Genomic DNA, 22,902 nt, shown 5'->3' with positions numbered 1-22,902 from the left:
GAACGCCAACACCGCTGCAAACACCATGATGAATGGCGCAATTGCGGCGGCCGACAGGATTGTGAGCGCCTCAATGCGCTACTACACTCGCCTTGCCCTGCTGCGCCTTGACGCTATGCGGCCCGCGCCTTACCTTTGGCGCCCGGATTATTTCCATAATATTCATGCTAGGGATCGCCTCATGCTGCGCAAACTCTCACTGGCTGTTGCCGTGTCTTGTGCGTCCAACGCAATGGTCTGGGCAGCAGAAGCGCCCTTGTCGACCAGGACCGATCTGGTCAGCGTCTATCAGGAAGCGGTCGACAACAACGCCGATCTTGCCGCCGCCCGCGCCCAGTACGGCGCCCAGAAAGAAGTGGTGCCCCAGGCCCGCGCCGGGCTGCTGCCGAACCTTTCCGGCGGCGCCGAAACCGCCAGCGTGCGCACCTCGATCGACCAGCCATCGGCCATCGCCAACCGCAGCGCGCACTCCTATCAGGCGACGCTGGCACAGCCGCTGTTCCGCGCCGATCGCTGGTTCCAGTACCAGGCCGCCAAGGACGTCAACGAGCAGGCCGCGCTGCAACTGTCGGCCACCGAGCAGAACCTGATACTGCAATCGGCCGAAAGCTACTTCAACGTGCTGCGCAGCCAGGACAACCTGGCCTCGACCAAGGCTGAAGAAGCCGCGTTCAAGCGCCAGCTCGACCAGTCCAACGAGCGCTTCGACGTGGGCCTGTCGGACAAGACCGACGTGCTGCAGTCGCAAGCCAGTTACGACACCGCCCGGGCCAACCGGATCGTTGCCCAGCGTCAGGTGGATGATGCGTTCGAAGCGCTGATCACCCTGACCAACCGTCAGTACAACTCGATTCAGGGCATCGTCCACACCCTGCCGATCCTGCCGCCGGCGCCGAACGACGCCAAGGCCTGGGTCGACACCGCCGCCAAACAGAACCTCAATCTGCTGGCCAGCAACTTTGCGGTGAGCTCCGCCGAACAGACGTTGAAGCAACGCAAGGCCGGCCACCTGCCGACCCTCGACGCCGTGGCCAAATACGAAAAAGGCGACAACGACGCCCTCGGGTTCTCCAACCCGAGCGCGTTCGGTACGCCTTATCACGGCAACGTCGAGCAGAGCACCGTGGGTCTGCAACTGAACATCCCGATCTACAGCGGCGGGCTGACCAGCTCCCAGGTGCGCCAGTCTTACGCGCAACTGGATCAGAGCGAACAGCAGCGCGAAAGCCTGCGCCGGCAGATCGTGGAAAACACCCGCAACCTGCACCGCGCGGTGAACACCGACGTCGAACAGGTGCAGGCACGCCGCCAGTCGATCATCTCCAACCAGAGCGCGGTGGAAGCCACGGAAATCGGTTATCAGGTGGGGACGCGCAACATCGTCGACGTACTAGACGCCCAGCGTCAGCTCTACACCTCGGTGCGCAACTACAACAACACCCGTTACGACTACATTCTCGACAACCTGCGCCTGAAGCAGGTGGCGGGGACGTTGAACCCGGGTGACCTGCAGGACCTGACCCGTTATCTGAAAGCCGACTACAACCCGGACAAGGACTTCCTGCCGCCGGACCTGGCCAAGGCCGCCGAAGAACAGCTCAAGGCCCGGCCTTAAACAAAAAACGCAGCCCTGAGGCTGCGTTTTTTATGGGCGGTCGATCAACCTTCCCAGGCCATCAAGCAATCGCTGCAACGCGCCCTGATTGCGGTGCATCACGTTCAGCCCGGCTTCGGCCATGCGCTGTGCGTCGCGGGGCAATTCGAACAGGCGCTGCACTTCCGTCGCCAGACCTTCGGCGTCATCCACCTCGGCCAAGGCCCCGGCGCTGCGCAACTGCGCGGCGATATCGAGGAAGTTGAACAGGTGCGGGCCGCTGATCACCGGTTTCGCCAGCGCCGCCGGTTCCAGCAGGTTGTGCCCGCCGTTGGGCACCAGGCTGCCGCCAACAAACGCGCTGTCGGCCAAGGCATAGAGGAACAGCAACTCGCCCATGGTGTCGCCGAGCAGCACCGAGGTTGCGGCATCGACGTTGGCGCCGGTCGAACGACGCACCGTGGCGAAACCTTCGCGCTGGCACAGTTCGAACACCGAGTTGAAACGTTCCGGATGGCGCGGCACCAGAATCAGCAGCGCATCGGGATGGTTGGCCAGCAAACGGCGATGGGCATTGAGCACCACCTCGTCTTCGCCTTCATGGGTACTGGCGGCGATCCACACCGGGCGCTCCTGCGCCTGCCATTGGCCGCGCAGTTCAGCGGCGCGTTGCAGCAGTTGCGGGTCGATGGTCAGGTCGAACTTGATCGAGCCGGTGACTTCGACCGTCTCCGGGCGTGCGCCCAAATCACGGAAGCGCTGGGCTTCGGCTTCAGTCTGCACGGCGAACAGGCTCATCTCGGCAAGCATGGGTGCGGTCAATTTGCTGAACCGGCCGTAGCCTTTGGCCGAACGCTCGGACAGGCGCCCGTTGGCCAGCGCCACCGGGATCCCGCGTTTGGCGCATTGGTGAATGTGGTTCGGCCAGAGCTCGGTTTCCATAATCACGGCAAGCTTCGGCTGCACACGATCGAGAAAACGCGCCGCCGCGCAGGGCAAATCGTAAGGCAGGTAGCAATGCTGGATACGCGGCTCGTTGGCGAACAGTGCGTGAATGCGCTCCGAGCCGGTCGGCGTCATGCAGGTCACGGTGACCGGAAGCGTTGGATAACGTTGCAGCAGCGCGCGGATCATCGGCGCGGCGGCGATGCTTTCGCCCACCGACACGGCATGAACCCAGATGCCGCCAGGTTGCAGCGTCGGCATCCCGTAGGAGAATCGTTCGCCAATCCGCTTGGCATACGCCGGCGCCTTGCGCGAGCGTAGCCACAGCCGAATCGCCACCAATGGCAGCCCCAGGTAAAACAGCGCGGTGTAGAGAGTTCTATTCATGGCGGCGGAGTTTATCGGCTTTTGCCGCCGATCGCCCGCAGGTGTATGGCAAATCGCTCCGCCAGCCAGCGGGCGGCCGGCCCCAGCGGTTCGTCACGGCGCCAGACCAGCTCCACCACCAGCGCCGGCGGCGTCCATTCGCTGTCGAGCTCCACCATCAGGCCCTGATAGGCCGAGTACTGCACCACATGACGCGGCAGCCAGGCCCAGCCGAGGTCGCGCACCAGCCATTCGGCCATCACGTAGAAACTGTCGGCGCGCCAGACCTGCGGACTGGCCGGTTCGCTGCCGGGGTAGACGCTGGTCTGGGTCGACATCAGCAGTTGCCGATGCTGCGCCAGCTGCTGACAGTTGACCCGGGATTGCGCCGCCAGCGGATGATTGACGCCACACACCGTGACCATCTCCACGCTGCCCAGCACCCGACGCTCCAGCGCTTCGGGGATTTCATCGTGATAGAACAGCAGCCCGAGATCGGCCCGACGCTCCACCAGTTTGCGCGATACCTCGCCCTGTGCGGCGCTGGTCAGTTGCACCTCCAGGCTCGGAAACTGTTCGGCCAGTGCACCGAAGCTTTCCACCAGCGCCTGATACGGCATCGCCTCATCCTGAGCCACGCGCAATTGCGCTTCCTGGCCACGCACCATGGCCATGGCGCGACCATTCAGGCGCTCACATTGACGCAGCACTTCCCGCGCTTCTTCGAGCAAGGCTTCGCCCGCTTCGGTAAGACTCGGCTGGCGACCGCTGCTACGCTCGAACAGACTGACACCGAGGTCGTCTTCCAGCATGGCAATCGCGCTGCTGATCGCCGATTGCGCCTTGCGCTGCTGGCGCGCCACGGCGGAAAACGAACGCTGTTCGGCGACCGCGACGAACACGCGCAACTGATCCAGATTCCACTGCATGTCCATCGGGCAACCCATCTTCAAAACAGATAGGTAATGACTTTACCCCATCCGAGCAGTCACTAGAATGCCGCCTCAGAAAGCAACGCTTCACACGAGGAATTGAACATGAACGCTTACGTCTATCTGGCCATCGCCATTTGCGCCGAAGTGATCGCTACCGTTTCGATGAAGGCCGTCAAAGGCTTCAGCACGCCTTTGCCGCTGGTGCTGGTCATCGTCGGTTACACCATTGCGTTCTGGATGCTGACCCTGGTGGTGCGCAGCGTGCCGGTGGGCGTGGCCTACGCGGTGTGGGCCGGCATGGGCATCGTGATGGTCAGCGTTGCGGCGCTGTTCATCTATGGGCAAAAGCTGGACGTACCGGCGATGCTCGGGATGGGCTTGATCGTACTCGGCGTGGTCGTCATCCAGCTGTTCTCGAAAACCGCTGGCCACTGAACATCAACCACTATTCCTGTGGGAGCGAGCTCGCTCCCACATTTGGATTTGCGTCAGCCCTGTTGATCATCGACAAATCCCCTTTTCCCCGAGTCTGTATACTGCGCCCTCGTCTTGAACACTGAGGTCGTTGCATGCCATCTCCCATTTCCACCGACGTGCTGATTGTCGGCGCTGGTGTCGCCGGTCTCTGGTTGAACGCGCGCCTGCGCCGCCAGGGTTTCTCGACCGTGCTGGTGGAAAGCGCCAGCCTCGGTGGCGGACAGAGCGTGAAATCCCAGGGCATCATCCACGGCGGCGCCAAGTATGCGCTGCATGGCGCACTGACCGGCGCCTCGGAAGCCATCGCCGACATGCCGCGCCGCTGGCGCGAAGCCCTGGCCGGCAACGGTGAACTGGACCTGAGCGGTGTGCGCCTGCTGTCCGAAGCCCATTACCTGTGGTCGCCGGGCACCCTGGCCGGCAACCTCACCAGTTTCTTCGCCAGCAAAGCGGTGCGCGGCCGGGTCGATCAGGTCAAGGGCGATCAATTGCCGCCGGCCCTGCAAGACAAACGCTTCAAGGGCAAGGTCTACCGTCTCGCCGAACTGGTAGTCGACGTGCCAAGCGTGATCCAGCGCCTGGCCGACCTCGCCGGTGACGGCTTGCTGGCCGGTCAGAACATCGAGCCGCTGCTGGAAAGCGGCGTACTGGTGGGCCTGAAGGTCGACGGCCGCGAGATCCGCGCCCAGCGCATCGTCCTCAGTGCCGGTGCAGGTACTGCGACGCTGCTGGAAACTCTCGGTCTGACGCAGCCGGCCATGCAACGCCGGCCGCTGCACATGATCATCGCCAAGGGCCCGGGTCTGAAGCCGCTGTACGCCCATTGCCTGGGTGGCGGCACCAAACCGCGAATCACCGTGACCACCCACCCGGCCGCCGACGGCCAGTGGGTCTGGTACATGGGCGGAGATATTGCCGAGTCCGAAGGCGTGGCTCGCGAGCCGGCCGAGCAGATCGCCACTGCGCAAAAGGAAATCGCACAGTTGCTGCCGTGGATCGACCTGAGCAACGTGCAATGGGCGACCCTGCGCGTCGACCGCGCCGAACCGCTGCAAACCGGTCTGACTCGCCCGGACAACGCGTTCCTTGCCGAAGAAGGTCGCCTGTTGGTCGGCTGGCCAACCAAACTCGCCCTGGCGCCGGACTTCGCCGACCGGGTGATCGCCTCACTGGAACGCGACGGCATCCAGCCGAGCCATCCGGCCCCGTTGCCCGAGTTGCCGAAACCACCGATGGGCGTTCCAGCCTGGGAGCAACTGCTGCCATGAGCCTGCCGACCCTGCACGATCTGCATCGCCCACTGGGCAGCACCGGCCTGCTGGTTTCGCCGCTGGGCCTGGGCACCGTCAAACTCGGCCGCGACCAGGGCGTGAAATACCCCAACGGCTTCCAGATCCCCGATGACGACGCCGCGCGCATGCTGCTCAAGCAGGCGCGGGAGCTGGGCATCAACCTGATCGACACCGCGCCGGCCTATGGCCGCAGTGAAGAGCGCCTGGGCCCGTTGCTGCGGGGTGAGCGCAAGGATTGGGTGATCGTCAGCAAGGTTGGCGAAGAGTTTGTCGACGGCCAGTCGACCCACGATTTCAGCGCCGCCCACACCCGGATGTCGGTGGAGCGCAGCCTGCAACGTCTGGAAACGGATTTTATCGATCTGGTGCTGGTGCACTCCGATGGCAACGACATGACCATCCTCAATGACAGCGACGTCTACGCAACCCTCGCGGCGCTGAAGGCCGAGGGCAAGATTCGCGGCTTCGGCTTCTCCGGCAAAACCGTCGACGGTGGCCTCAAAGCGCTGGAGCAAGGCGACTGCGCGATGGTCACCTACAATCTGAACGAACAAAACGAGAAGGCTGTCATTGACTATGCTGCTGCCCACGGCAAAGCCATTCTGGTGAAGAAGGCCCTGGCCAGCGGTCACGTGTGCCTGAGTCCCGGGGTGGATCCGGTGCGCGCCAGCTTCGAGTTGCTGTTCGCCCGGCCCGGCGTGGCCAGTGCCATCGTCGGGACAATCAATCCGCTGCACCTCGCCCATAACGTTGCGACCGTTGCCCAGGTCCTTCGTGGTCACTGACGCCGCCCCGCGGCCTTAAGCAGGAGCCGACATGCCGCGTACGCTCATCAGAAAGAACCCGAGCAACTTCAAGACGCTGCCATTGTTCGTCGAAGCGACACCCGAAGGCCTGACGTATCAGAGCGTCGGCATGCCGCTGAATTTCGCCCAGACCCTGCAGCGGCGCAAACCGGTCAGCGTGGCGGATGCCGAACGCTTTGCGCTGGAGCTGGCCAATCTCGGCGTCTCGGTGCGCCTGACCCTGCACTGGCAGAATCGCGATTACTGGGTGCTGGTGCGCCAGCGTCGGCAGGATCGCGGCGATGTCGTGCTCAAGCTGATTTCCGGCTATGTGCCGGCGCATGAACTGAATATCCCGTTGCACACGGCCATTCAGGAGATCGCCGAAGAATGCCTGCTGGAAACCCCGGAAGGCTGGCTCGGCGGGCGTTTCAACGACACCTGGCTGCCGGCGCCGTACGCGTCGGCGCTGCATTATCGCGAGGCCCTGCCCTTTCGCCTGACGCCGCTGTCCGGTTCGGCGCGGCCGGTGCGCTGTGCCAATCTGCAATTGCTCGAACGGCCACGGGCCTACGTGCACTTGCCGACTGCGTCCCTGCAATTGATCTACGACCTGCGACTGGATGTACCGAAAGAAGCCAAGAACCTCAGTCTGTTTCATGTCGATGAACGGCTGGAAGGCGATCAACTGGTCGCCCGGCTCGACCGCAAACGACCCGACCTCTACTTGATGCCGTTGCAGGACGGCGAGCCACTGCCTGAACTGTATACGTTGAAGAAAGGTCAGTTATCCCCGGCAGGCACCCGAGGCCTGTATCTGGCCGAAAGCTTCGCCCGGCAGGACGGCTGGCTGGTGCGCGATGAGCGGATTCGCTGGAAGGACTGGCTGCGCCAGCAGGGTCTGACGCCACCGGCCAAGGACACGGGGCTGGCGCGGTTGCGCGGCAAGGCGAAGCAACTGCTGAAGAAGATCGTGCCGCGCAAGAAAGTGAATTCCTGAACAGCAAAAGACCGCGCCTGCGAGTGACTCCAGAGAGTCATCGCAGGCGCGGTCTTCATGTTTGCATCACTCGGACTTGCGGATTTTTTCCACAATCGCCGTGGTCGAGCTGTTTTCCACCAGCCCCAACACCTTCACGGTGCCGCCGTAGGCCTTGACGATGTCGGCGCCGACAACCTGGTCGATGCCATAGTCGCCGCCCTTCACCAGCACGTCCGGCTTGACCTCGCGCAGCAGGTTTTCCGGGGTGCCTTCAGGGAAGCTGATCACCCAGTCCACCGCGCCCAGGCCAGCGAGAACCGCCATGCGCCGGTCGACACTGTTGATCGGTCGGCCCGGCCCTTTCAGGCGGCTGACCGAGGCGTCGTCGTTGATCGCCACGATCAGACGATCGCCTTGCGCTCGTGCCTGCTCGAGGTAGGTCACGTGCCCGGCATGCAGGATGTCGAAGCAGCCGTTGGTGAACACGATCCGCTCGTTGTGCGCACGGGCATCGGCAACCGCCAGAATCAGTTGCTCCAGACCCAGCACACCGCGCTCCGAACCTTCCTCGCGCTGAATGGCACGACGCAGCTCCGGGGCGCTGATCGCCGCCGTACCCAGTTTGCCGACCACGATGCCGGCCGCCAGGTTGGCCAGCGCCACCGCGTGCGGCAGTTCTTCGCCTGCGGCAATCGCGGCCGCCAGGGTGGAAATCACCGTGTCGCCGGCACCGGTCACGTCGAACACTTCACGGGCCCGGGCCGGCAGGTGCAGCGCCGGATGATCCGGACGCAGCAGGGTCATGCCGTGCTCGCCGCGAGTCACCAGCAGTGCGCCGAGTTCGAGGTCGTGCATCAGTTTCGCGCCCTTGCTCACCAGTTCGTGCTCATCGACGCAACCGCCGACGATGGCTTCGAACTCGCTGAGGTTCGGGGTGATCAGGCTCGCGCCACGGTAGATCGAGAAATCCTTGCCCTTCGGGTCGGCCAGCACCGGAATGCCTTTGGCCCGGGCGGCCTGGATCAGTGCCTGATGGTTTTTCAGGGCGCCTTTGCCGTAGTCGGACAGCACCAGCACCTTGATGCCTTCCAGCAGGTCGTCGACCTGGGAAGCAAGGGCCAGGGCGTCAGTGGCGAACGGTTCTTCGAAGTCGATACGCAGCAATTGCTGGTGCCGGCTCATGACCCGCAGCTTGACGATGGTCGGCTGGTGCGCAATGCGCTGGAACAAGGCGCGCACGCCCGCACCCTTGAGGCTGTTGCTCAGGCTGTCGGCAGCCTCGTCGTCACCGGTCACACCGACCAGCGACGCCGGCGCACCCAGCGCGGCAATGTTCAAGGCAACGTTGGCGGCACCGCCCGGGCGGTCTTCGATTTGCTCGACCTTTACAACCGGAACCGGCGCCTCAGGGGAAATCCGTGAGGTACCACCATGCCAGTAACGGTCGAGCATGACATCGCCGACCACCAAGACAGGGGCTTGATCGAATCGCGGCATGGACAACTTCATGGAGCAACCCACATACAAAATGAACAGGGGCGCGATATTAACACAGGGTTGGCGAAGGCTTGTGCGGCGGCTGCAACAGGATGAAACGACAGGCTTTTTTGCTCGTTTTTTGTACAGGAGCGCTGCCAGTCGATGGCAGGCGCCAACCCGGTGGCAACTCATTCGTAACCGAGCATCTCGTAGTCACGTGCATAGACCCGCCGCACCAGGCGTCGGGTACGCGGGGAGCAGAATTCCCGGGCCGGCAACGGACGCCGCTCCCGGGAACAGTTGACGTATTGCAATCGGCTGGTAAGGCCCAGGTGCTCGCACACCAGCTGGAAATCCCGCTCCAGATGTTCCTGGTAACCGATGAAGTCCAGCGCCAGACGGCCCAGTGAGTCGGTGAGAAAGTCGGTTTGCGCAGCGAAGTGTAATTGTCGCGCGATGTTTTCCGTATGCAGCCAGCGCGCAACGAAGTCATCGAAGTCGCGGTAATGCCTGACCAGTTGCTGCGCGGCGTGATCGCGTCCGCTCAGCTCGTTGCCCCGCAGAAAAGCGTATGCCGAATAGGCACGCTCCAGCGGATCGCGGACGAAAGCGAATTTGTACGCAGTAGCGAACTGCGCGGGAAACTGCTCTTCATACCAGTACAGCGGCAGATGGCCCGGCCGCCAACCATCGAACATCGCGGTACACACACTGCTGCCGGCGCATTTGGGGACGTGAATGAACAGGCAGGAGCGTTGTTCGAAGGCTTCGGGAAAGCGCAGGTTGGCCGACATTGACTTGTTCACCGCCTGTCGATCGACCACCGACAGGCGCCCCAGCAGAAAGGCCCGCTGCGGCTTGGGCAGCAGCTTCCACAGATAGCGTTGCAACATGAAAGTACCCGCGCGACGGGGATGGCCCCTTCGATGAAAGTCAAAGTTCGTTCAGGAACCTTAACAAGCGCGGTGTCGGGTTTTATGCAGGTTTGGTCAAGAACGGTAAAGATCCGGATACAAACTGCCGGGCGCATTGCGCGCCCGGCATTTGCAAGGCTGACTCAGGCAATGTCTTCGGCCGGGGCATCGAGCCCCATGGCATTGAGGCGCGCGTAGTAGCCGTTCTGCGCCAGCAGTTCGCCGTGAGTGCCACGCTCGACGATCCGGCCCTGATCCATCACCAGAATCAGGTCGGCCTTCTCGATGGTCGACAGACGGTGAGCAATCACCAGCGTGGTGCGGCCCTTCATCACCTGGTCCAGTGCTGCCTGGATGTGGCGCTCGGATTCGGTGTCGAGAGCCGAAGTGGCCTCGTCGAGAATCAGCAATGGCGCGTTCTTGAGCAAGGCACGGGCGATCGCCAGGCGCTGGCGCTGGCCACCGGACAGCAGCACGCCGTTCTCGCCGACCTGGGTGTCCAGCCCCTCAGGCAACTGAGCGATGAAGTCCATGGCATAGGCGTCACGCGCGGCTTTCTCGATGTCTTCACGCGGCGCCCCGGCCAGATCGCCGTAGGCAATGTTGTTGGCCACAGTGTCGCTGAACAGCGTGACGTGCTGGGTGACCTGGGCGATGTGGCGGCGCAGGTTGAGCAGCTTGTATTGCTCCACTTCCACACCGTCGATCAGGATCTCGCCCTTGTCGTGATGGTAGAAGCGCGGGATCAGGTTGGCCAGCGTCGACTTGCCGCTGCCGGAGCGGCCGACCAGCGCCACCATCTGCCCGGGCTCGGCCGAGAAGCTGATGTTGTCGAGCACCTGACGCTCGGTCCCCGGATAGGTGAAGCTCAGGTTGCGCACATCGAGACGACCGCTGACCGCATCGCGCTCGACCGTGCCGGTATCGACCTCCGGCTCGACGTCGAGCTGCTCGAAAATGCTTTCGGCACCGGCCACGCCTTTCTGGATGGTCGAACTGACTTCGGACAACTGGCGAATCGGTTTGGGCAGCAGGCCCGCCAGGGTGATGTAGGCCACCATGTCACCTGCCGAAGCGTCACCGCGCAGGAACAGCACCAGGAACATCAGCACGGCCATGGCGGTGTAGATCACCAGTTGCAGCATCGGCGTGTAGATGGCGCCGGTGCGAGTCATGCGCAGTTGTTTGTCGGTATTGCTCTGACTGGCATCGAGGAAGCGTTTCTCTTCATAGGCTTCGCCGCCGAAGCTGCGCACGACGCGATAACCCTGGATGGTTTCCGACGCCACATGGGTCACGTCACCCATGGCCAGCTGGATTTTCTTGCTCTGCTTGCGGAATTTCTTGCTGGCGGTGCGCACCATCACGGCGATCAACGGCAGGATCGCAACCATCACCAGTGTCAGCTTCCAGTTCATGAACAGCAGGGAGGCGAACAGGAAGATCACCGTCATGCCTTCACGGATTACGACCTTGATCGCATCTGTTGCCGCCCCCGTGACCATGGTGACGTTGAAGGTGATGCGTGAAATCAGGTGACCGGAGTTATGCTTGTCGAAATACCGGTTCGGCAATACCAGCAGGTTGTTGAACAACTGCACCCGCAGGTCGTGGACCAGGCCCAGGGAAACCTTGGCCAGGAAGTAGTTGCCCAGATAGGACCCCAGGCCCTGCCAGGCAGCGATCAGGATGATCAGCAACGGTACGGCCTGCAAAAGTTGCAGGTCACGCAGGTAAGGCACGGTCGGAAAAAGCACCGCCTCGGGATTGGACAGACCGTCGACGAAATACTTGAGGATGTAACCGAGCATCGGCTGGGTCGATGCGAAAATCAGAAAACCGACGATGCTGATCAGGAACAGACTGATATACGGCCGGACGTAGCCGAGCAGGCGGAAGTAGATTTTCAAGCTCGAAGGGCTTGCGGCGGGACTGGAGTCGGTCATATCACGCGAAAGTCGATAAAAAGGACGCTGACTTTAGCACAGCTTCTTAAGGGTTCTGGCAATCGGGCAAAGGCTGTTATTGTTATGCGTCTTTTTCAGCATCAAATAGCCAGCAACGAAATGGCCGATCAACTTCAGGATTGAATCTCACAGCATGCAACTTCGCGGCTTCAGCAGTACGTCCAGTCGAGTCTTCGATTTCATCAGCCTGTGGATACTTCCCGTCGGCTACTTCCTGCTCCTGTGCGCGCTGTTCTTCCTGCCTGGCCGCAGCCTGCACCACAAGCTGTTTTATGGTCTGTTCAGCATTCCGGCGCTGATTGCCCTGTGCCTGCGCCCCCAGGGGTTCAAGGAACTGGTGCGCGAACCGATGATTGTTGCGTTGCTGGTGTTCGTCGCCTGGGCGATGTTCAGTCTGAGCTGGGGACCAGTCGACGGCGAATCGTTCGGTGGCATGTTCAAGCCACCGCTGCATACCTTGCTGCTGTTTGTCGGCTGTTACCTGCTTGTGCGGTACCGCAGCGATATTCTTGCGCCGATGTTATTCGTCGCGGCCGTGGTCGCACTGATCGCCACCGCCTGTTTTCTGGTCCGGTTCGCCCATCATTACGAGCCTGGCGCGCGTCTTGTTGGTGGTGGCGCTTTCGACAATCCCTTGCTCAGTTCCCACCTGTTCGGCTTCTTCTGTGCCTACTGGATGAGCGTCAGCATGTCGTGCAGGCATGGCCGCCTGCTCTGGCTCAGCCTGCCGGCGATGCTGGTCATGTTTGCAGCAGTCATCGCCACCGGCTCAAGAACGCCACTGGTCGCACTGACCATGGCTGCGCTCTGGCTGAGCTTCATCTGCTGGAACCGTCGCTCTCTGGTGATGCTGGGAGCCCTGGCCACCGTAGGTATCAGTGTGGTCTGCCTGTTCTCGAAGATGATTACCGAGCGTGGCGACTCTTACCGCTTCGAAATCTGGCAGATCGCCCTGCAAAAGATTTCCGAGCACCCGTGGATCGGCCATGGCTATAACGCCGGTCTGGCGATCGATCCGGGCGTAGGCTACAACTTTGAGGAACCCCACAGTTTTGTCCTGGGCGTCCTTTACTACGTCGGGATCCTTGGTTTGTTGCCATGGCTGTTTTTCCAGGCGTGGGGCTTGCTGAGCAGCTGGCGTCAGCGGGTTCAGCCGTTGCTGATCATTGCTTCCACCTGGCTGGTTTTCGGCATCGGGGCCGGATTGACCGAGGGCGGCGGCATCATCTCGCGCCCCAAGGAACACTGGTTCCTGCTGTGGATTCCTCTGGCGCTGATTGCTGCACTGAGCATCAATCAGCGAGCCCGACGCCTGCTGACCGTACCGGTACAGAAACTGTCGGCCACCGGCCTGCAGCAACTGGCGGCCGATGCCCAGGTGATCGAGGAAGACGGCCTCGGCCCCAAGGTCCTGCGCCTGAGCGATGGCAGCTTCCTCAAGCTGTTCCGTCGCCGTCGCTGGTACACCTCGGGCAACTTCAATCCTTACTCCGAACGCTTCGCCGTCAATAGCGAACAATTGCGCCGGACGGGCATCCCGACCCCGCAAGTGCTGAACCTGTATCGCCTCGACGACGGCAGCAGCGCGGTACATTACGCGCCATTGCCGGGCCACACCTTGCGCCAGGTACTTCAGGGCATCACCGCGCCGGCCGTACGGCAGGCACTGGTCGAGCGCTTCGGCAAGTTCATGGCCCGCCTGCATGAACAGGGCGTGTATTTCCGCTCGCTGCACCTGGGCAACGTTCTGGTGCTGGAGGACGGTGAGTTCGGATTGATCGACCTGGCCGACCTGCGGATCTACCCGTCCCCATTGAGCCTTTCATTGCGTCAACGCAACCTGCGCCACATGCAGCGCTACACGGAAGACAAGCGCTGGCTGTTCGTGGACCACTTCGATGCCCTGCTCCAGGGTTATTCGACGACGGCCTCCCAGGCAGCTGTGGATAACCTGCACAGGCAAGTGCAACAGCAAGGACGCCCTGTTCGGGCCAACTGACCATGACAGAAACCAATCCTGTCTTTGCCGCGGTAGCGTTTCTGCTCGCCATTGCGACGTCGGGAATGTTTCTGCGCCTGATTCCCAAAGCCGCCCGACACCTGCAGCACAACGGTGAAAGCCGCTACAGCACTATCGACGGCTTGCGCGGCTATCTGGCCTTTGGCGTTTTCATACATCACGCCATCATTACCTGGTTCTACCTGCACACCGGCGTGATCGACTTTCCGCCGAGCAACTTCTACTCGCAGTTGGGCCAGGCCAGTGTTGCGCTGTTTTTCATGATCACCGGGTTTCTGTTCTGGAGCCGCCTGCTCAAACAGGGGCGCCAGCACGACTGGCTGGCATTTGCGGTATCACGGGTGTTTCGGCTCTATCCCCTTTACCTGCCATTGATGCTGATTGTGTTTGTCACCGTGTTCAACCTGCAGGACTGGGAACTGAAGGACTCTCCCGCGCAATTGGCCGGGCAGGTTTTTGGCTGGCTGACATTCGAACGGCCGGATATCAATCAGTACCACCAGAGTGGCATGTTGATCTCCAACGTGACCTGGACACTGGCTTATGAGGTGTTCTTCTATCTGGCACTGCCACTGCTGGGGCTGGTGTTCATCTATCGCGGGCACTGGGTGCAAGTCGTACTGTGCCTGATCGGGATCTACGCCCTGTACCAGGTCGTCGGCTGGGAGCATTCGCTGAAGAAGCATTTTCTGGCGAGCTTTCTTGGCGGCATCGCGGCGGCCTATTGGGTACGACGCCCCCACCTGGTGGCATGGGGCCGGACCCATGTAGCCACAGCGGTTGCCCTGCTGGCACTGACTCTGGCGATGACACTGTTCAAGCGCGCCTTCAGCTTGTTGCCGCTTCTGCTGCTGAGCACATTCTTCGTCATCGTGGCGTCGGGAAATCCGCTTTGGGGGGCTCTGCGCCTGCGCAGTGTCCGCTGGCTGGGTGAGATCAGCTACAGCACTTATCTGCTGCACGGTTATGTGCTCTGGATCATGGTGCAGCAGCTGCCTCACCTGATGTCCTTCAACCCACAGAGGCCGGTTCTCTATCTGCTGTTGATGGTCGTCTGCAGTTGTCTGCTGATCGTCATTGCCAGCCTGACATTCCTGTACATCGAGAAGCCTGGAATCGAAGCCGGAAAGACATTCGTGAACTGGTTACGCCAGAAGCAGCGTCCGAGAAAACTGGCCAAGGAAGCCGCCCGGGAACGCTGAACAGGGCACCTGTCTCAGCGTCGAGCCTTCTTTCCAGTCCGTGGTTCAGTCCTTTTCCAGCGGCGAAAACAGCAACCGGCCCAGACCGCGCCAGGTTTTCTTGTTCCAGGCCTTGAACGGAATCTGTGCCAGCAGCTCCCGCGCCAGTTTGCGGTCGCGGTTGGCGGTTTTCAGGAACATCGAATTGAGCGACTTGTTACGCACCTCGTCGTACAGCGGATGATCGCTGAACAGCGCGTAGGTACGCAGGATGTTCTCGATCATGAAGCGGTGGTTCTTGTAGGAGTTGGTGGCGTGCTTGCGATAGCGCGCCATCACTACGTTCAGTCCATCGATGAAGTAACCGGCGCGGGTCACTTTCAGCTCGATGTACAGATCTTCGAGACGAATCGTCGGATCGAACCCGCCCACCTTGTCCAGTGCTTCACGGCGGATCATCAGGGTCGGTGCCGGCGGATACGGCTTGCGCTCCAGGAACATGTCATCGAAGTCCAGGCGACGGAACGGCACGTCCCGGCGCTGACGCTTTTCCGGGTAGAGGTTGCCGTCGGCGTCCATCAATTCGATGTTGCCGGCGCAGATACCCACTTCCGGCTTGCCATCCATGTACGCGACCTGGGTGGCGATGCGGTCCGGGTACATGATGTCGTCGGAACCGAACGGCACGATCAGACTGCCTTTGGCCCGCGCGATCGCGCCATTGAGCGTATTGGTCAGCCCCTGGTTCTGCTGCACCCGGAAATCGAAGCCGTGCTTTTCCTGCAACGCCTTGATGCGCTCGGCACTGTCATCCTTCGATCCGTCGTCGACCACCAGCAGCTCGATGTTCTTGTAGCTCTGGCTGATGACGCTGAGGATGCTTTCCTCGATATACGGTCCGTGGTTGTAGGACGCGATGATGACGGTGACAAGGGGCTGCGCATCGCTCAGGGCTGCTGACTCGCTCATGGCTGCTCCTTGCGGGCTTGCGCCAGGCCGGAGTCGATCAGGGTCAGGTATTCCTGGCGGAAGACTTCGATGTCGTGCTGTTCCTGCAAATAACGATAGGCCTGCTCACCCTTGGCCTTGAGCTCGTCATCCGGCAGCCCGAGGTAGGTGTCCAGCGCCGCGACCAGGCTCGACACATCCTTGGGCGTGATCGCCAGGCCACCGGCCCCTTCGATCAGCGGCAACATGGCCGGTACGTTCGAGGCGATCACCGGCAAGTGCCCGCTCATGCCTTCCAGCAGAGCCAGGCCCAGGCCTTCGGCCAGCGACGGCATGGTCCAGATATCGAACGCACGCACGTATTGCAGGGCGTTTTCCTTGAAGCCCAGCAGGTGGGCACGACCGCTCAGGCCGAGCTGTTCGATCTCGGCCGCCAGCGGCGCTTGCAGACGTCCGGCACCGATGATTGCCAGTTGGGTGTTCGGGTATTTGTCTTTCAGTTGGGCGAAAGCCTGCAACAGATAAGTGTGGCCCTTGACCGACACCAGCCGCCCAAGCGCCCCGATCAGGCGCACCTTCGGGTCGATGCCCAGCAGCTCGCGGGCACGCTCGCGGCTGTGCTGCAAGCCTTCGGCCTGTTCGATGTCGATGGCGTTGGTGATTGCATAAGTGTTCTGGTCAGTGAAACCGCAATCGCAGTCCAGCAGGTACTGCTTGACCGCCGGCGACACGCCGACGAAACGCCAGTGCCGGTCGATCAGGCGTTGAGTCTGACGACGGCGATAGAAGCGGTCGTACTCGCCGAAACCGTGGGAAATACCGATGCACAACGGCACTTTCAACCAGCGGTTGAGGGTCAGCATCATGTTCACCGGTTTGAAGCGGTTGCAGATCACCACGTCGAACTTTTCCCGCCGGCAGAACTTGTACAGCTGCCACATCGCACGCAGGCGCATGCCCTTGAGGGACTTGTCGGAAAACTCGAAATACACCGAACGGTCGGCCCGGCTGACGGCTTCACCCGGCCCGGGCTTGCCACGCAGAAAAGCCGCCGTCACCTCATAACGATCCGTCGGCAGGGCCTTGACGATCTGTTCGGCGAGGTCGGCGAAATCATGGGATTTGACGTTGTAGTCGGGCTGCAGCTGCAGCACCTTTGCGCGTTGACTCATGACTCTCCCCGGTGCGATCCCGTCGCGCCTGTTTCGCTTTGCTTCAGCACCCAGAACAGCTCCTGGCGCCTGACCGCTTTGCGGAAAAATTCGTTCTCGCCGTAGACCGATGGCGCCCGACCGGCCAGCAGTCGCTGAAACAACCGACGCAGGCGCCGCTTGAACGGCGCCGGTGGTTGCAGGTCATGCATCATGCCCAGTGCCATGGCCTTGTCCCGCTGCAACTCGACCGACAGCGGCATGCATAGCGGCTGCATCGCCAGAGTCGCATCGAACGTAGGCGGCAAGGCGATGCCCTGCCCGCTGTCGCCCATCGGCCAGCGGTCGTTGTCGTGCAAATGGTTGGCGTAGCCGAGCAGGATCGGTTGGTAATCGAGACCGTGCAGGGCTTCCAGCACGGCTTCCTGGGCGCAGATATGGTCGGGATGCGGATCAAGTGTCGGGTGTGGCAACACGATCACATCCGGACGGGCACGGGACAGGACGTCACGCAAATCGGCCAGCAGATTGTTCCAGGTCGGCGCACCATCGGCATCGCCGGGCAGGGCAAACGGATTCAACTGACGAAAGATTCGCGTGTCGCTCAGATCGGCTTCCCGCGAGCCCACCGGTTGACTCGGCGTCGCCTTCATCGCCGCCAGTTGCAGGCAGAAGTAACCGAGCTGCACGCAGTTTTCCTGTGGAACGCCGGCCCAGCGCGGCACGGCGAGGCTGTCCCAGGCACGCAAGCGTCCCTTGAGTCGCGATGCCTCGACCTTGTTCAGGCCCATCCGCTGATAGTGTTCGGCTTCGATCTCGCCGGCGGTCAGGGTCACGATCCAGGCTTCTTTGGCCTGACTGTACAGACCGTAGGCGGCCAGTTCGGCATCGTCGGCGTGTGGGGCGATGACCATTACCCGCTGCTGGCGGTAGTCCGGTTGTTCCAGCGCCCACAGCACGGGCTCACCGGACACCCGGCAAAAGCGCCCGCGCAGACGCAACCGGCCTTGCGACAGGGCTTGCGCCTGACCGCTGAGGTTCAGATAACGCAGGCCGTTGACGCCTCGTTCGAAGGTCTGGGCATCCGGATTCGATCCACCCGCCAGCTCGACGCGCGGATCAAAGAAGCGTCCCAGCCAGGTGCTTTTCACCCGCACGGCGAGGATCAGCGTGGCGTCGTCCACCAGCATCACGCCCTCGTCGAGGCGCAATTGCTCACCGTGCAAATGCACTTTTGGCTGCGGGGTGAACGGCGGAAAGCTGTATTGGTAATCGTCTTTCGGCGAATAGAACAGGTGATCGGCGAACCACGCTTCGTGAGCGATCCAGCCAATCACCGCCAGCACCAGCGGCACCCACCAGGCCACCAGCACGCCGAGGGCGATCAACACGATCAGAGCAATCAGCAGGCTGATCCGTTTATTGCGCCGGTGACGCTTGAGCAGTTGCTGTTTGCGGCTCATGGGCTGACTCATACGGTGAAGACCGGCACAGGATTGCACCAGCGGTCCTTGTATTCACGGTCGGCACGACCGAAGGAAAAACGCAGCGGCTTGTCGAGTGCCCGAGCGTGCTCCCACGCCGATTGCGTATTGAGGAAGCTCAAGACACTGCCGGGGCTGAATTCGCGGGTTTCGGGGTCGACGCCGCCGTTGATGTATTCGACGCTGATCCACTCCGGCGCTTCGACGCGGTACACCAGTTGAATCGCGATTGGTGCATCGTTGAGGAAGATCACCGAGCCGATCAACAGCTCGCGTAGCAGCTCGATGACCTCGGCCATGCGTGCCGCGCCAGTGGCCGGAAAACCCCAGCGGCGCTGGAACAGGTCGCAGTAGATCGCGGCCAGTTCGGCGCTGGAGAACTCAGCGACCGGCCGCACAACCCCGCCCGCCTCTTCCAGCAGGCGCAGTTCGCGGCGCTGGTTGTAGCGAAACTTCTTCGACAGTTCTTCGGGAGTGCGGGCCATAGCCAGTTGTTCGGTCTGCAACTTGAGGCCGCTGAAGCGGTTTTCGTTGAGCGCCGACAGGTAGCGCCCGCGATGGCGCAGCGGGGCCTGGGCATCGGCGGCGGCCGGCAGGATCAGTTCGGCGTTGCCGAGATCGAACAGGCCTTTCTTGCCGTTGCGCTTGAGCACGTCCTTGGACAAGGCCAGATCGCGGCCCCAGGTCGGGATCGCCGCTTTGACTTCGCCCTGCTGCTCCCACGCCAGATAACGCACCGGGATGCCGGCCAGGTCCGCCAGACGCTCGACAACCATGGGATGTGTCGCGACGCTGCCGCCAAAACGCTGCCAGGCCTGTGCATAAGTTGAGGCGTCAACGGGCGACCAGCCACGTTCGCGCCAGCCTTGAAATCGGTTGAGCATCAGCCCCTCGGTGCCAGATCGGTAACTTGCGGCAAATGCCAGAAGGTGTCGCGTACAGCGCGGTCGGAGAAGCGCTCGCGCAGGCGATCGAACATCATCTCGGCGCATTGACGACGCTGCTGCTCGTCCATGCCGGCCAAATGTTTCAGGCCCTGGGCCAGATGCTCGGCATCACCGAGCGGGAACAGAATGCCCACGCCTTCGACCACTTCCTTAGCCCCTCCGCACGCCGTGGCCAGCAACGGCACGCCGGCGGCCATGGCCTCCAGCAGCACCATGCCGAACGGTTCGTGGTCGGAGCTCAAGGCAAACACATCGAATGCGCGGAAGTAATTGCGCGCGTCCGGCACCTGACCGAGAAACAGCACGCGATCACCGACACCCAGTTCGCGGGCCAGCGCCTTGAGTTCATCTTCAAGACGACCCTTGCCGAGAATCACCAGTTGGCTGTTGGGCGGAAGACCGGGCAATGCCGCGGCAAAACCGTGCAGCAGCGTGGCCTGATCCTTGTCCGGGTGCAGACGACCGACGTTGCCGACAATGAACGCATCCGCTGCAAGACCCAGGGTCTCGCGGGCTTCACGGGCGGACACCTGACTCATCTGCAACGCCGAAACGTCGATGCGGTTGTAGAGAGTCTGGATACGCGTTGCCGGCCATTTCGGCAGGCAGCGGCGCATGTCGTCGCGCACCGCGTCGGACACACCGAGCAGGCTCAGGCGCTTGCGGAAAATGTGCGCAAACAATTTGCGCGAGCCGCGTTTGTAATCGCCAAACGCGTGGTGCACGCCAATCACCGGCAGCGAAGTGCCGAGCAAGGCGATGTAGATCGGCTTGAAGCGATGGGCAATGCAGAAACTGAAATTGCGTGAAGCGGCGATCTTGCGCAGATCGCCGATGGCGCCCAGCTTCAGGCCACGAATGGCCTTGGAGCTGTATTCCATGAACAACACTTCATCGGAGGCGCAGGCCGCGGCCACCTCGCTATCGGCCGCCCCGGTCAGAAAGACCGTGGTGACCCGATAACCGGTGCCCGCGAACAGGCTGGCGTACTGCCGCGCGCAGTCGAGGAACGGCCCGTCATAGCCGTGACAGAACTGCAGCACATGGCGTTCAGCCGAGCGTGTCATAAGCGTTTGCGCCTTCTTTGACCACCAGGATGTCTTCCATGATCAGGTACTGAAGATCCGAGCCGAAGAACATGTTCAGGGCGTCGGTCGGCGAGCAGATCATCGGTTCACCACGGCGGTTGAGCGAGGTGTTCAGGGACACGCCGTTGCCGGTCAGCACTTCCAGCGCCTTCATCATGTCGTAGTAGCGCGGGTTGTATTCGCGCTTGAGCACCTGGGCCCGGGACGTGCCGTCTTCGTGGACGACTTCCGGCACGCGGGTCTTCCACTCTTCCGCCACTTCGAAGGTGAAGGTCATGAACGGCGCCGGGTGATCAATCTTGATCATCTGTGGCGCAACGGTGTCGAGCATCGACGGGCAGAAAGGCCTCCAGCGCTCGCGGAACTTGATCTGGTGGTTGATGCGGTCAGCCACGCCAGCCACGCTCGGGCAACCGATGATCGAACGACCGCCCAGTGCACGTGGACCGAACTCCATGCGGCCCTGGAACCAGGCCACCGGGTTGCCATCGACCATGATTTTGGCGATCTGCTCCGGCATGTTGTCGAGCTTGCGCCAGGTCGGCTTGTTCTCGTGACGGGCGCACGCGGCGATCACGTCTTCGTTGCTGTACGACGGGCCGAGGTAGACGTGTTCCATCTTCTCGACCGGCACGCCACGGGCGTTCGACACATAGGCCGCTGCGCCGACGGCGGTGCCGGCATCGCCGGAGGCAGGCTGTACAAACAGCTCCTTGACGTCGTCGCGGGCGATGATTTTCTGGTTGAGCTTGACGTTCAACGCACAGCCACCGGCGTAGGCCAGTTTGCCGGTTTCCTTGAGCACGTCGCCCAGGTAGTAGTCGATCATCTGCAGCGCGATTTTTTCGAACAGCGCCTGAATGCTGGCGGCGTAGTGGATGTACGGCTCGTCGGCGATGTCGCCTTCGCGCTTCGGCCCCAGCCACTCGATCAGCTTCGGCGAGAAGTAGTAACCCTTGCCCTTCTCTTTATAGCGACGCAGGCCGATCACGTTGGCGTAGTCGGTGTTGATCACCAGCTCGCCGTTCTCGAACGAGGCCAGACGTGAAAAATCGTATTTGCTGGCGTCGCCGTACGGCGCCATGCCCATGACCTTGAACTCACCGTCCAGCATGTCGAAACCGAGGAACTCGGTGATCGCGCCGTACAGGCCGCCGAGGGAGTCCGGATCGAAGAATTCCTTGATCTTGTGGATCTTGCCGTTTTCGCCATAACCGAAAAAGGTCGTGGCGTACTCGCCCTTGCCGTCGATGCCGAGGATCGCGGTTTTCTCTTTGAAGCCCGAGCAGTGGTAGGCGCTGGAAGCGTGGGCCAGGTGGTGTTCAACCGGTTCAATCTTGATTTTCTTCGGATCGAAGCCCAGTTGCTCCAGGCACCAGACGATCTTGTTGCGATAGCGCTTGTAGCGACGGTTGCCCATCAGGATCGCGTCGAGTGCACGATCCGGGGCGTACCAGTAACGCTTGGCGTACTGCCAGCGGGCCTTGCCGAAAATGCTGATCGGGGCGAACGGAATCGCCACCACGTCAACGTCGGACGGCTTGATGCCGGCCTGCTCCAGGCAGAACTTCGCCGATTCGTAGGGCATGCGGTTCTTTGCATGTTTATCGCGTACGAAGCGCTCTTCCTCAGCCGCCGCGACCAGCTTGCCGTCGATGTACAAGGCTGCTGAAGGATCATGGCTAAGGGCGCCGGACAGGCCAAGAATCGTCAATGCCACAGGGGTCTAGCCTCTTTAGTCTGCATTCAGGCGCGATGCGCCTTGAAAAATGATGTGCCCTCGCACCGGGCGAGAGACAGCTAAAGGGCGGGATTATAGCGTAAACGTGGCGGGAATGACCCTGTGCGAATTGCCCCATGTCGTTCACCCCGCAGAACCCTTGTCCATCGGCCTATCCACGACCTGGCCGCCAATAAACACTGATATTCCCGTCCACTGCCTGGCGATAGATCGTGTAAGGCAGGAAAGCCGTGTCGAAGACGCCGGACAGGGTCAGGTCGAGCAGGACGACCGGCACCAGAATGCCGGTGGGATCAGGCGGCGCGTGCAGCAGGCAGAAGTCGTGAGCAAGACCGCTGTAAATGCGCGGAATGGACTGGCAGTAGGTCTTTTGCTTGCGCAGGCCGCGCGTGGCGTCTTCGTCGTCCTGCAACACGGTGACGGCGGTGCCACAGCCGGACAGGGCCAGAGAAAATGCGCCAATGGTGAAAGCCGTTTTGATGGTCAAGGTTTGCCCTCCGGGAACGTCGGGGCAAACTAGCATCGGGGCTTTGCGGGGGGCAGTTCATGGGTTCCGGGAAGGCCGTAGGACAAGTCACAAGGATCTGTCACCACATGCCTTACCCG

Annotated in this window: 19 protein-coding genes; 7 read left to right on the top strand and 12 right to left on the bottom strand. The window is 61.8% G+C overall.

The features are described from left to right. Nucleotides 1-181: 181 nt before the first annotated feature. Entirely contained in the window at nt 182-1,615 is a 1,434-nt protein-coding gene (locus ACKLNA_RS16140) for a TolC family outer membrane protein (protein WP_408986425.1), read from the top strand. A gap of 30 nt (nt 1,616-1,645) precedes the next feature. Here ACKLNA_RS16140 and waaA read toward each other — a convergent pair whose 3' ends face one another. Both waaA and ACKLNA_RS16130 read right to left on the bottom strand, forming a co-directional pair. Continuing rightward, complete coding sequence (gene waaA / locus ACKLNA_RS16135) at nt 1,646-2,926, bottom strand: lipid IV(A) 3-deoxy-D-manno-octulosonic acid transferase (protein WP_408986424.1); 1,281 nt, start codon at nt 2,924-2,926, stop codon at nt 1,646-1,648. Between the two features lie 11 nt (nt 2,927-2,937). Next, nucleotides 2,938-3,840: a LysR family transcriptional regulator gene (locus tag ACKLNA_RS16130; protein ID WP_408986423.1), complete on the bottom strand. Its 903-nt coding sequence runs from the start codon at nt 3,838-3,840 to the stop codon at nt 2,938-2,940. Between the two features lie 102 nt (nt 3,841-3,942). Between ACKLNA_RS16130 and ACKLNA_RS16125 the strand changes: the two genes are divergently transcribed. The 4 genes from ACKLNA_RS16125 to ACKLNA_RS16110 all read left to right on the top strand — a co-directional run bounded on the left by ACKLNA_RS16125 (nt 3,943) and on the right by ACKLNA_RS16110 (nt 7,394). Further along, nucleotides 3,943-4,275: a DMT family transporter gene (locus tag ACKLNA_RS16125; RefSeq protein WP_408986422.1), complete on the top strand. Its 333-nt coding sequence runs from the start codon at nt 3,943-3,945 to the stop codon at nt 4,273-4,275. A gap of 134 nt (nt 4,276-4,409) precedes the next feature. After that, nucleotides 4,410-5,585: an NAD(P)/FAD-dependent oxidoreductase gene (locus tag ACKLNA_RS16120; protein WP_408986421.1), complete on the top strand. Its 1,176-nt coding sequence runs from the start codon at nt 4,410-4,412 to the stop codon at nt 5,583-5,585. Beyond that, a complete protein-coding gene (locus ACKLNA_RS16115) occupies nt 5,582-6,394 on the top strand; it encodes an aldo/keto reductase (protein WP_408986420.1) in 813 nt (270 codons plus the stop codon). The genes ACKLNA_RS16120 and ACKLNA_RS16115 overlap by 4 nt, the downstream gene beginning before the upstream one ends. A 31-nt stretch (nt 6,395-6,425) precedes the next feature. Next, entirely contained in the window at nt 6,426-7,394 is a 969-nt protein-coding gene (locus ACKLNA_RS16110; RefSeq protein ID WP_408986419.1) for a metal ABC transporter ATPase, read from the top strand. A gap of 66 nt (nt 7,395-7,460) precedes the next feature. Here the strand turns inward: ACKLNA_RS16110 and hldE are convergent, their stop codons facing one another. The 3 genes from hldE to msbA all read right to left on the bottom strand — a co-directional run bounded on the left by hldE (nt 7,461) and on the right by msbA (nt 11,715). Beyond that, the gene (gene hldE, locus ACKLNA_RS16105; RefSeq protein WP_248738544.1) at nt 7,461-8,885 is read right to left on the bottom strand and encodes a bifunctional D-glycero-beta-D-manno-heptose-7-phosphate kinase/D-glycero-beta-D-manno-heptose 1-phosphate adenylyltransferase HldE; all 1,425 of its coding nucleotides are present in this window, start codon (nt 8,883-8,885) and stop codon (nt 7,461-7,463) included. A 158-nt stretch (nt 8,886-9,043) separates the two neighbouring features. Continuing rightward, entirely contained in the window at nt 9,044-9,748 is a 705-nt protein-coding gene (locus ACKLNA_RS16100) for a sulfotransferase family 2 domain-containing protein (protein WP_408986418.1), read from the bottom strand. A gap of 164 nt (nt 9,749-9,912) precedes the next feature. Then, entirely contained in the window at nt 9,913-11,715 is a 1,803-nt protein-coding gene (gene msbA / locus ACKLNA_RS16095; protein ID WP_408986417.1) for a lipid A export permease/ATP-binding protein MsbA, read from the bottom strand. A gap of 154 nt (nt 11,716-11,869) precedes the next feature. On the opposite strand from msbA, the gene ACKLNA_RS16090 reads away from it, so the two are divergent. Beyond that, the gene (locus tag ACKLNA_RS16090; RefSeq protein ID WP_408986416.1) at nt 11,870-13,735 is read left to right on the top strand and encodes an O-antigen ligase family protein; all 1,866 of its coding nucleotides are present in this window, start codon (nt 11,870-11,872) and stop codon (nt 13,733-13,735) included. Between the two features lie 2 nt (nt 13,736-13,737). Next, nucleotides 13,738-14,958 (top strand): acyltransferase family protein, encoded by a 1,221-nt coding sequence (locus ACKLNA_RS16085; protein ID WP_408986415.1) that lies wholly within the window; start codon nt 13,738-13,740, stop codon nt 14,956-14,958. Between the two features lie 45 nt (nt 14,959-15,003). On the opposite strand, the gene ACKLNA_RS16080 is transcribed toward ACKLNA_RS16085, so the two are convergent. The 7 genes from ACKLNA_RS16080 to ACKLNA_RS16050 form a co-directional block, all read right to left on the bottom strand. Then, nucleotides 15,004-15,888: a glycosyltransferase gene (locus ACKLNA_RS16080; protein WP_408986550.1), complete on the bottom strand. Its 885-nt coding sequence runs from the start codon at nt 15,886-15,888 to the stop codon at nt 15,004-15,006. Nucleotides 15,889-15,902: 14 nt separating this feature from the next. Beyond that, entirely contained in the window at nt 15,903-17,057 is a 1,155-nt protein-coding gene (locus ACKLNA_RS16075) for a glycosyltransferase (protein ID WP_408986414.1), read from the bottom strand. Then, nucleotides 17,054-18,499, bottom strand: a complete 1,446-nt coding sequence (locus ACKLNA_RS16070; protein WP_408986413.1) for a PIG-L deacetylase family protein — start codon at nt 18,497-18,499, stop codon at nt 17,054-17,056. The genes ACKLNA_RS16075 and ACKLNA_RS16070 overlap by 4 nt, the downstream gene beginning before the upstream one ends. Before the next feature lie 8 nt (nt 18,500-18,507). Then, nucleotides 18,508-19,404: an antimicrobial resistance protein Mig-14 gene (locus ACKLNA_RS16065; protein ID WP_408986412.1), complete on the bottom strand. Its 897-nt coding sequence runs from the start codon at nt 19,402-19,404 to the stop codon at nt 18,508-18,510. Further along, the gene (locus ACKLNA_RS16060; protein WP_408986411.1) at nt 19,404-20,534 is read right to left on the bottom strand and encodes a glycosyltransferase; all 1,131 of its coding nucleotides are present in this window, start codon (nt 20,532-20,534) and stop codon (nt 19,404-19,406) included. Before ACKLNA_RS16060 ends, ACKLNA_RS16065 begins: the two co-directional genes overlap by 1 nt. After that, a complete protein-coding gene (locus ACKLNA_RS16055) occupies nt 20,518-22,275 on the bottom strand; it encodes a carbamoyltransferase (protein ID WP_007952261.1) in 1,758 nt (585 codons plus the stop codon). Before ACKLNA_RS16055 ends, ACKLNA_RS16060 begins: the two co-directional genes overlap by 17 nt. Nucleotides 22,276-22,447: 172 nt before the next feature. Then, the gene (locus ACKLNA_RS16050; RefSeq protein WP_248743109.1) at nt 22,448-22,783 is read right to left on the bottom strand and encodes a YceK/YidQ family lipoprotein; all 336 of its coding nucleotides are present in this window, start codon (nt 22,781-22,783) and stop codon (nt 22,448-22,450) included. Nucleotides 22,784-22,902: the final 119 nt, after the last annotated feature.

Source organism: Pseudomonas sp. UV AK001, from assembly GCF_046097675.1.
Lineage (GTDB): Bacteria > Pseudomonadota > Gammaproteobacteria > Pseudomonadales > Pseudomonadaceae > Aquipseudomonas > Aquipseudomonas kribbensis.
Note: the sequence above shows the minus strand (reverse complement) of the source record. Positions and strands in the feature narration are given on the sequence as shown.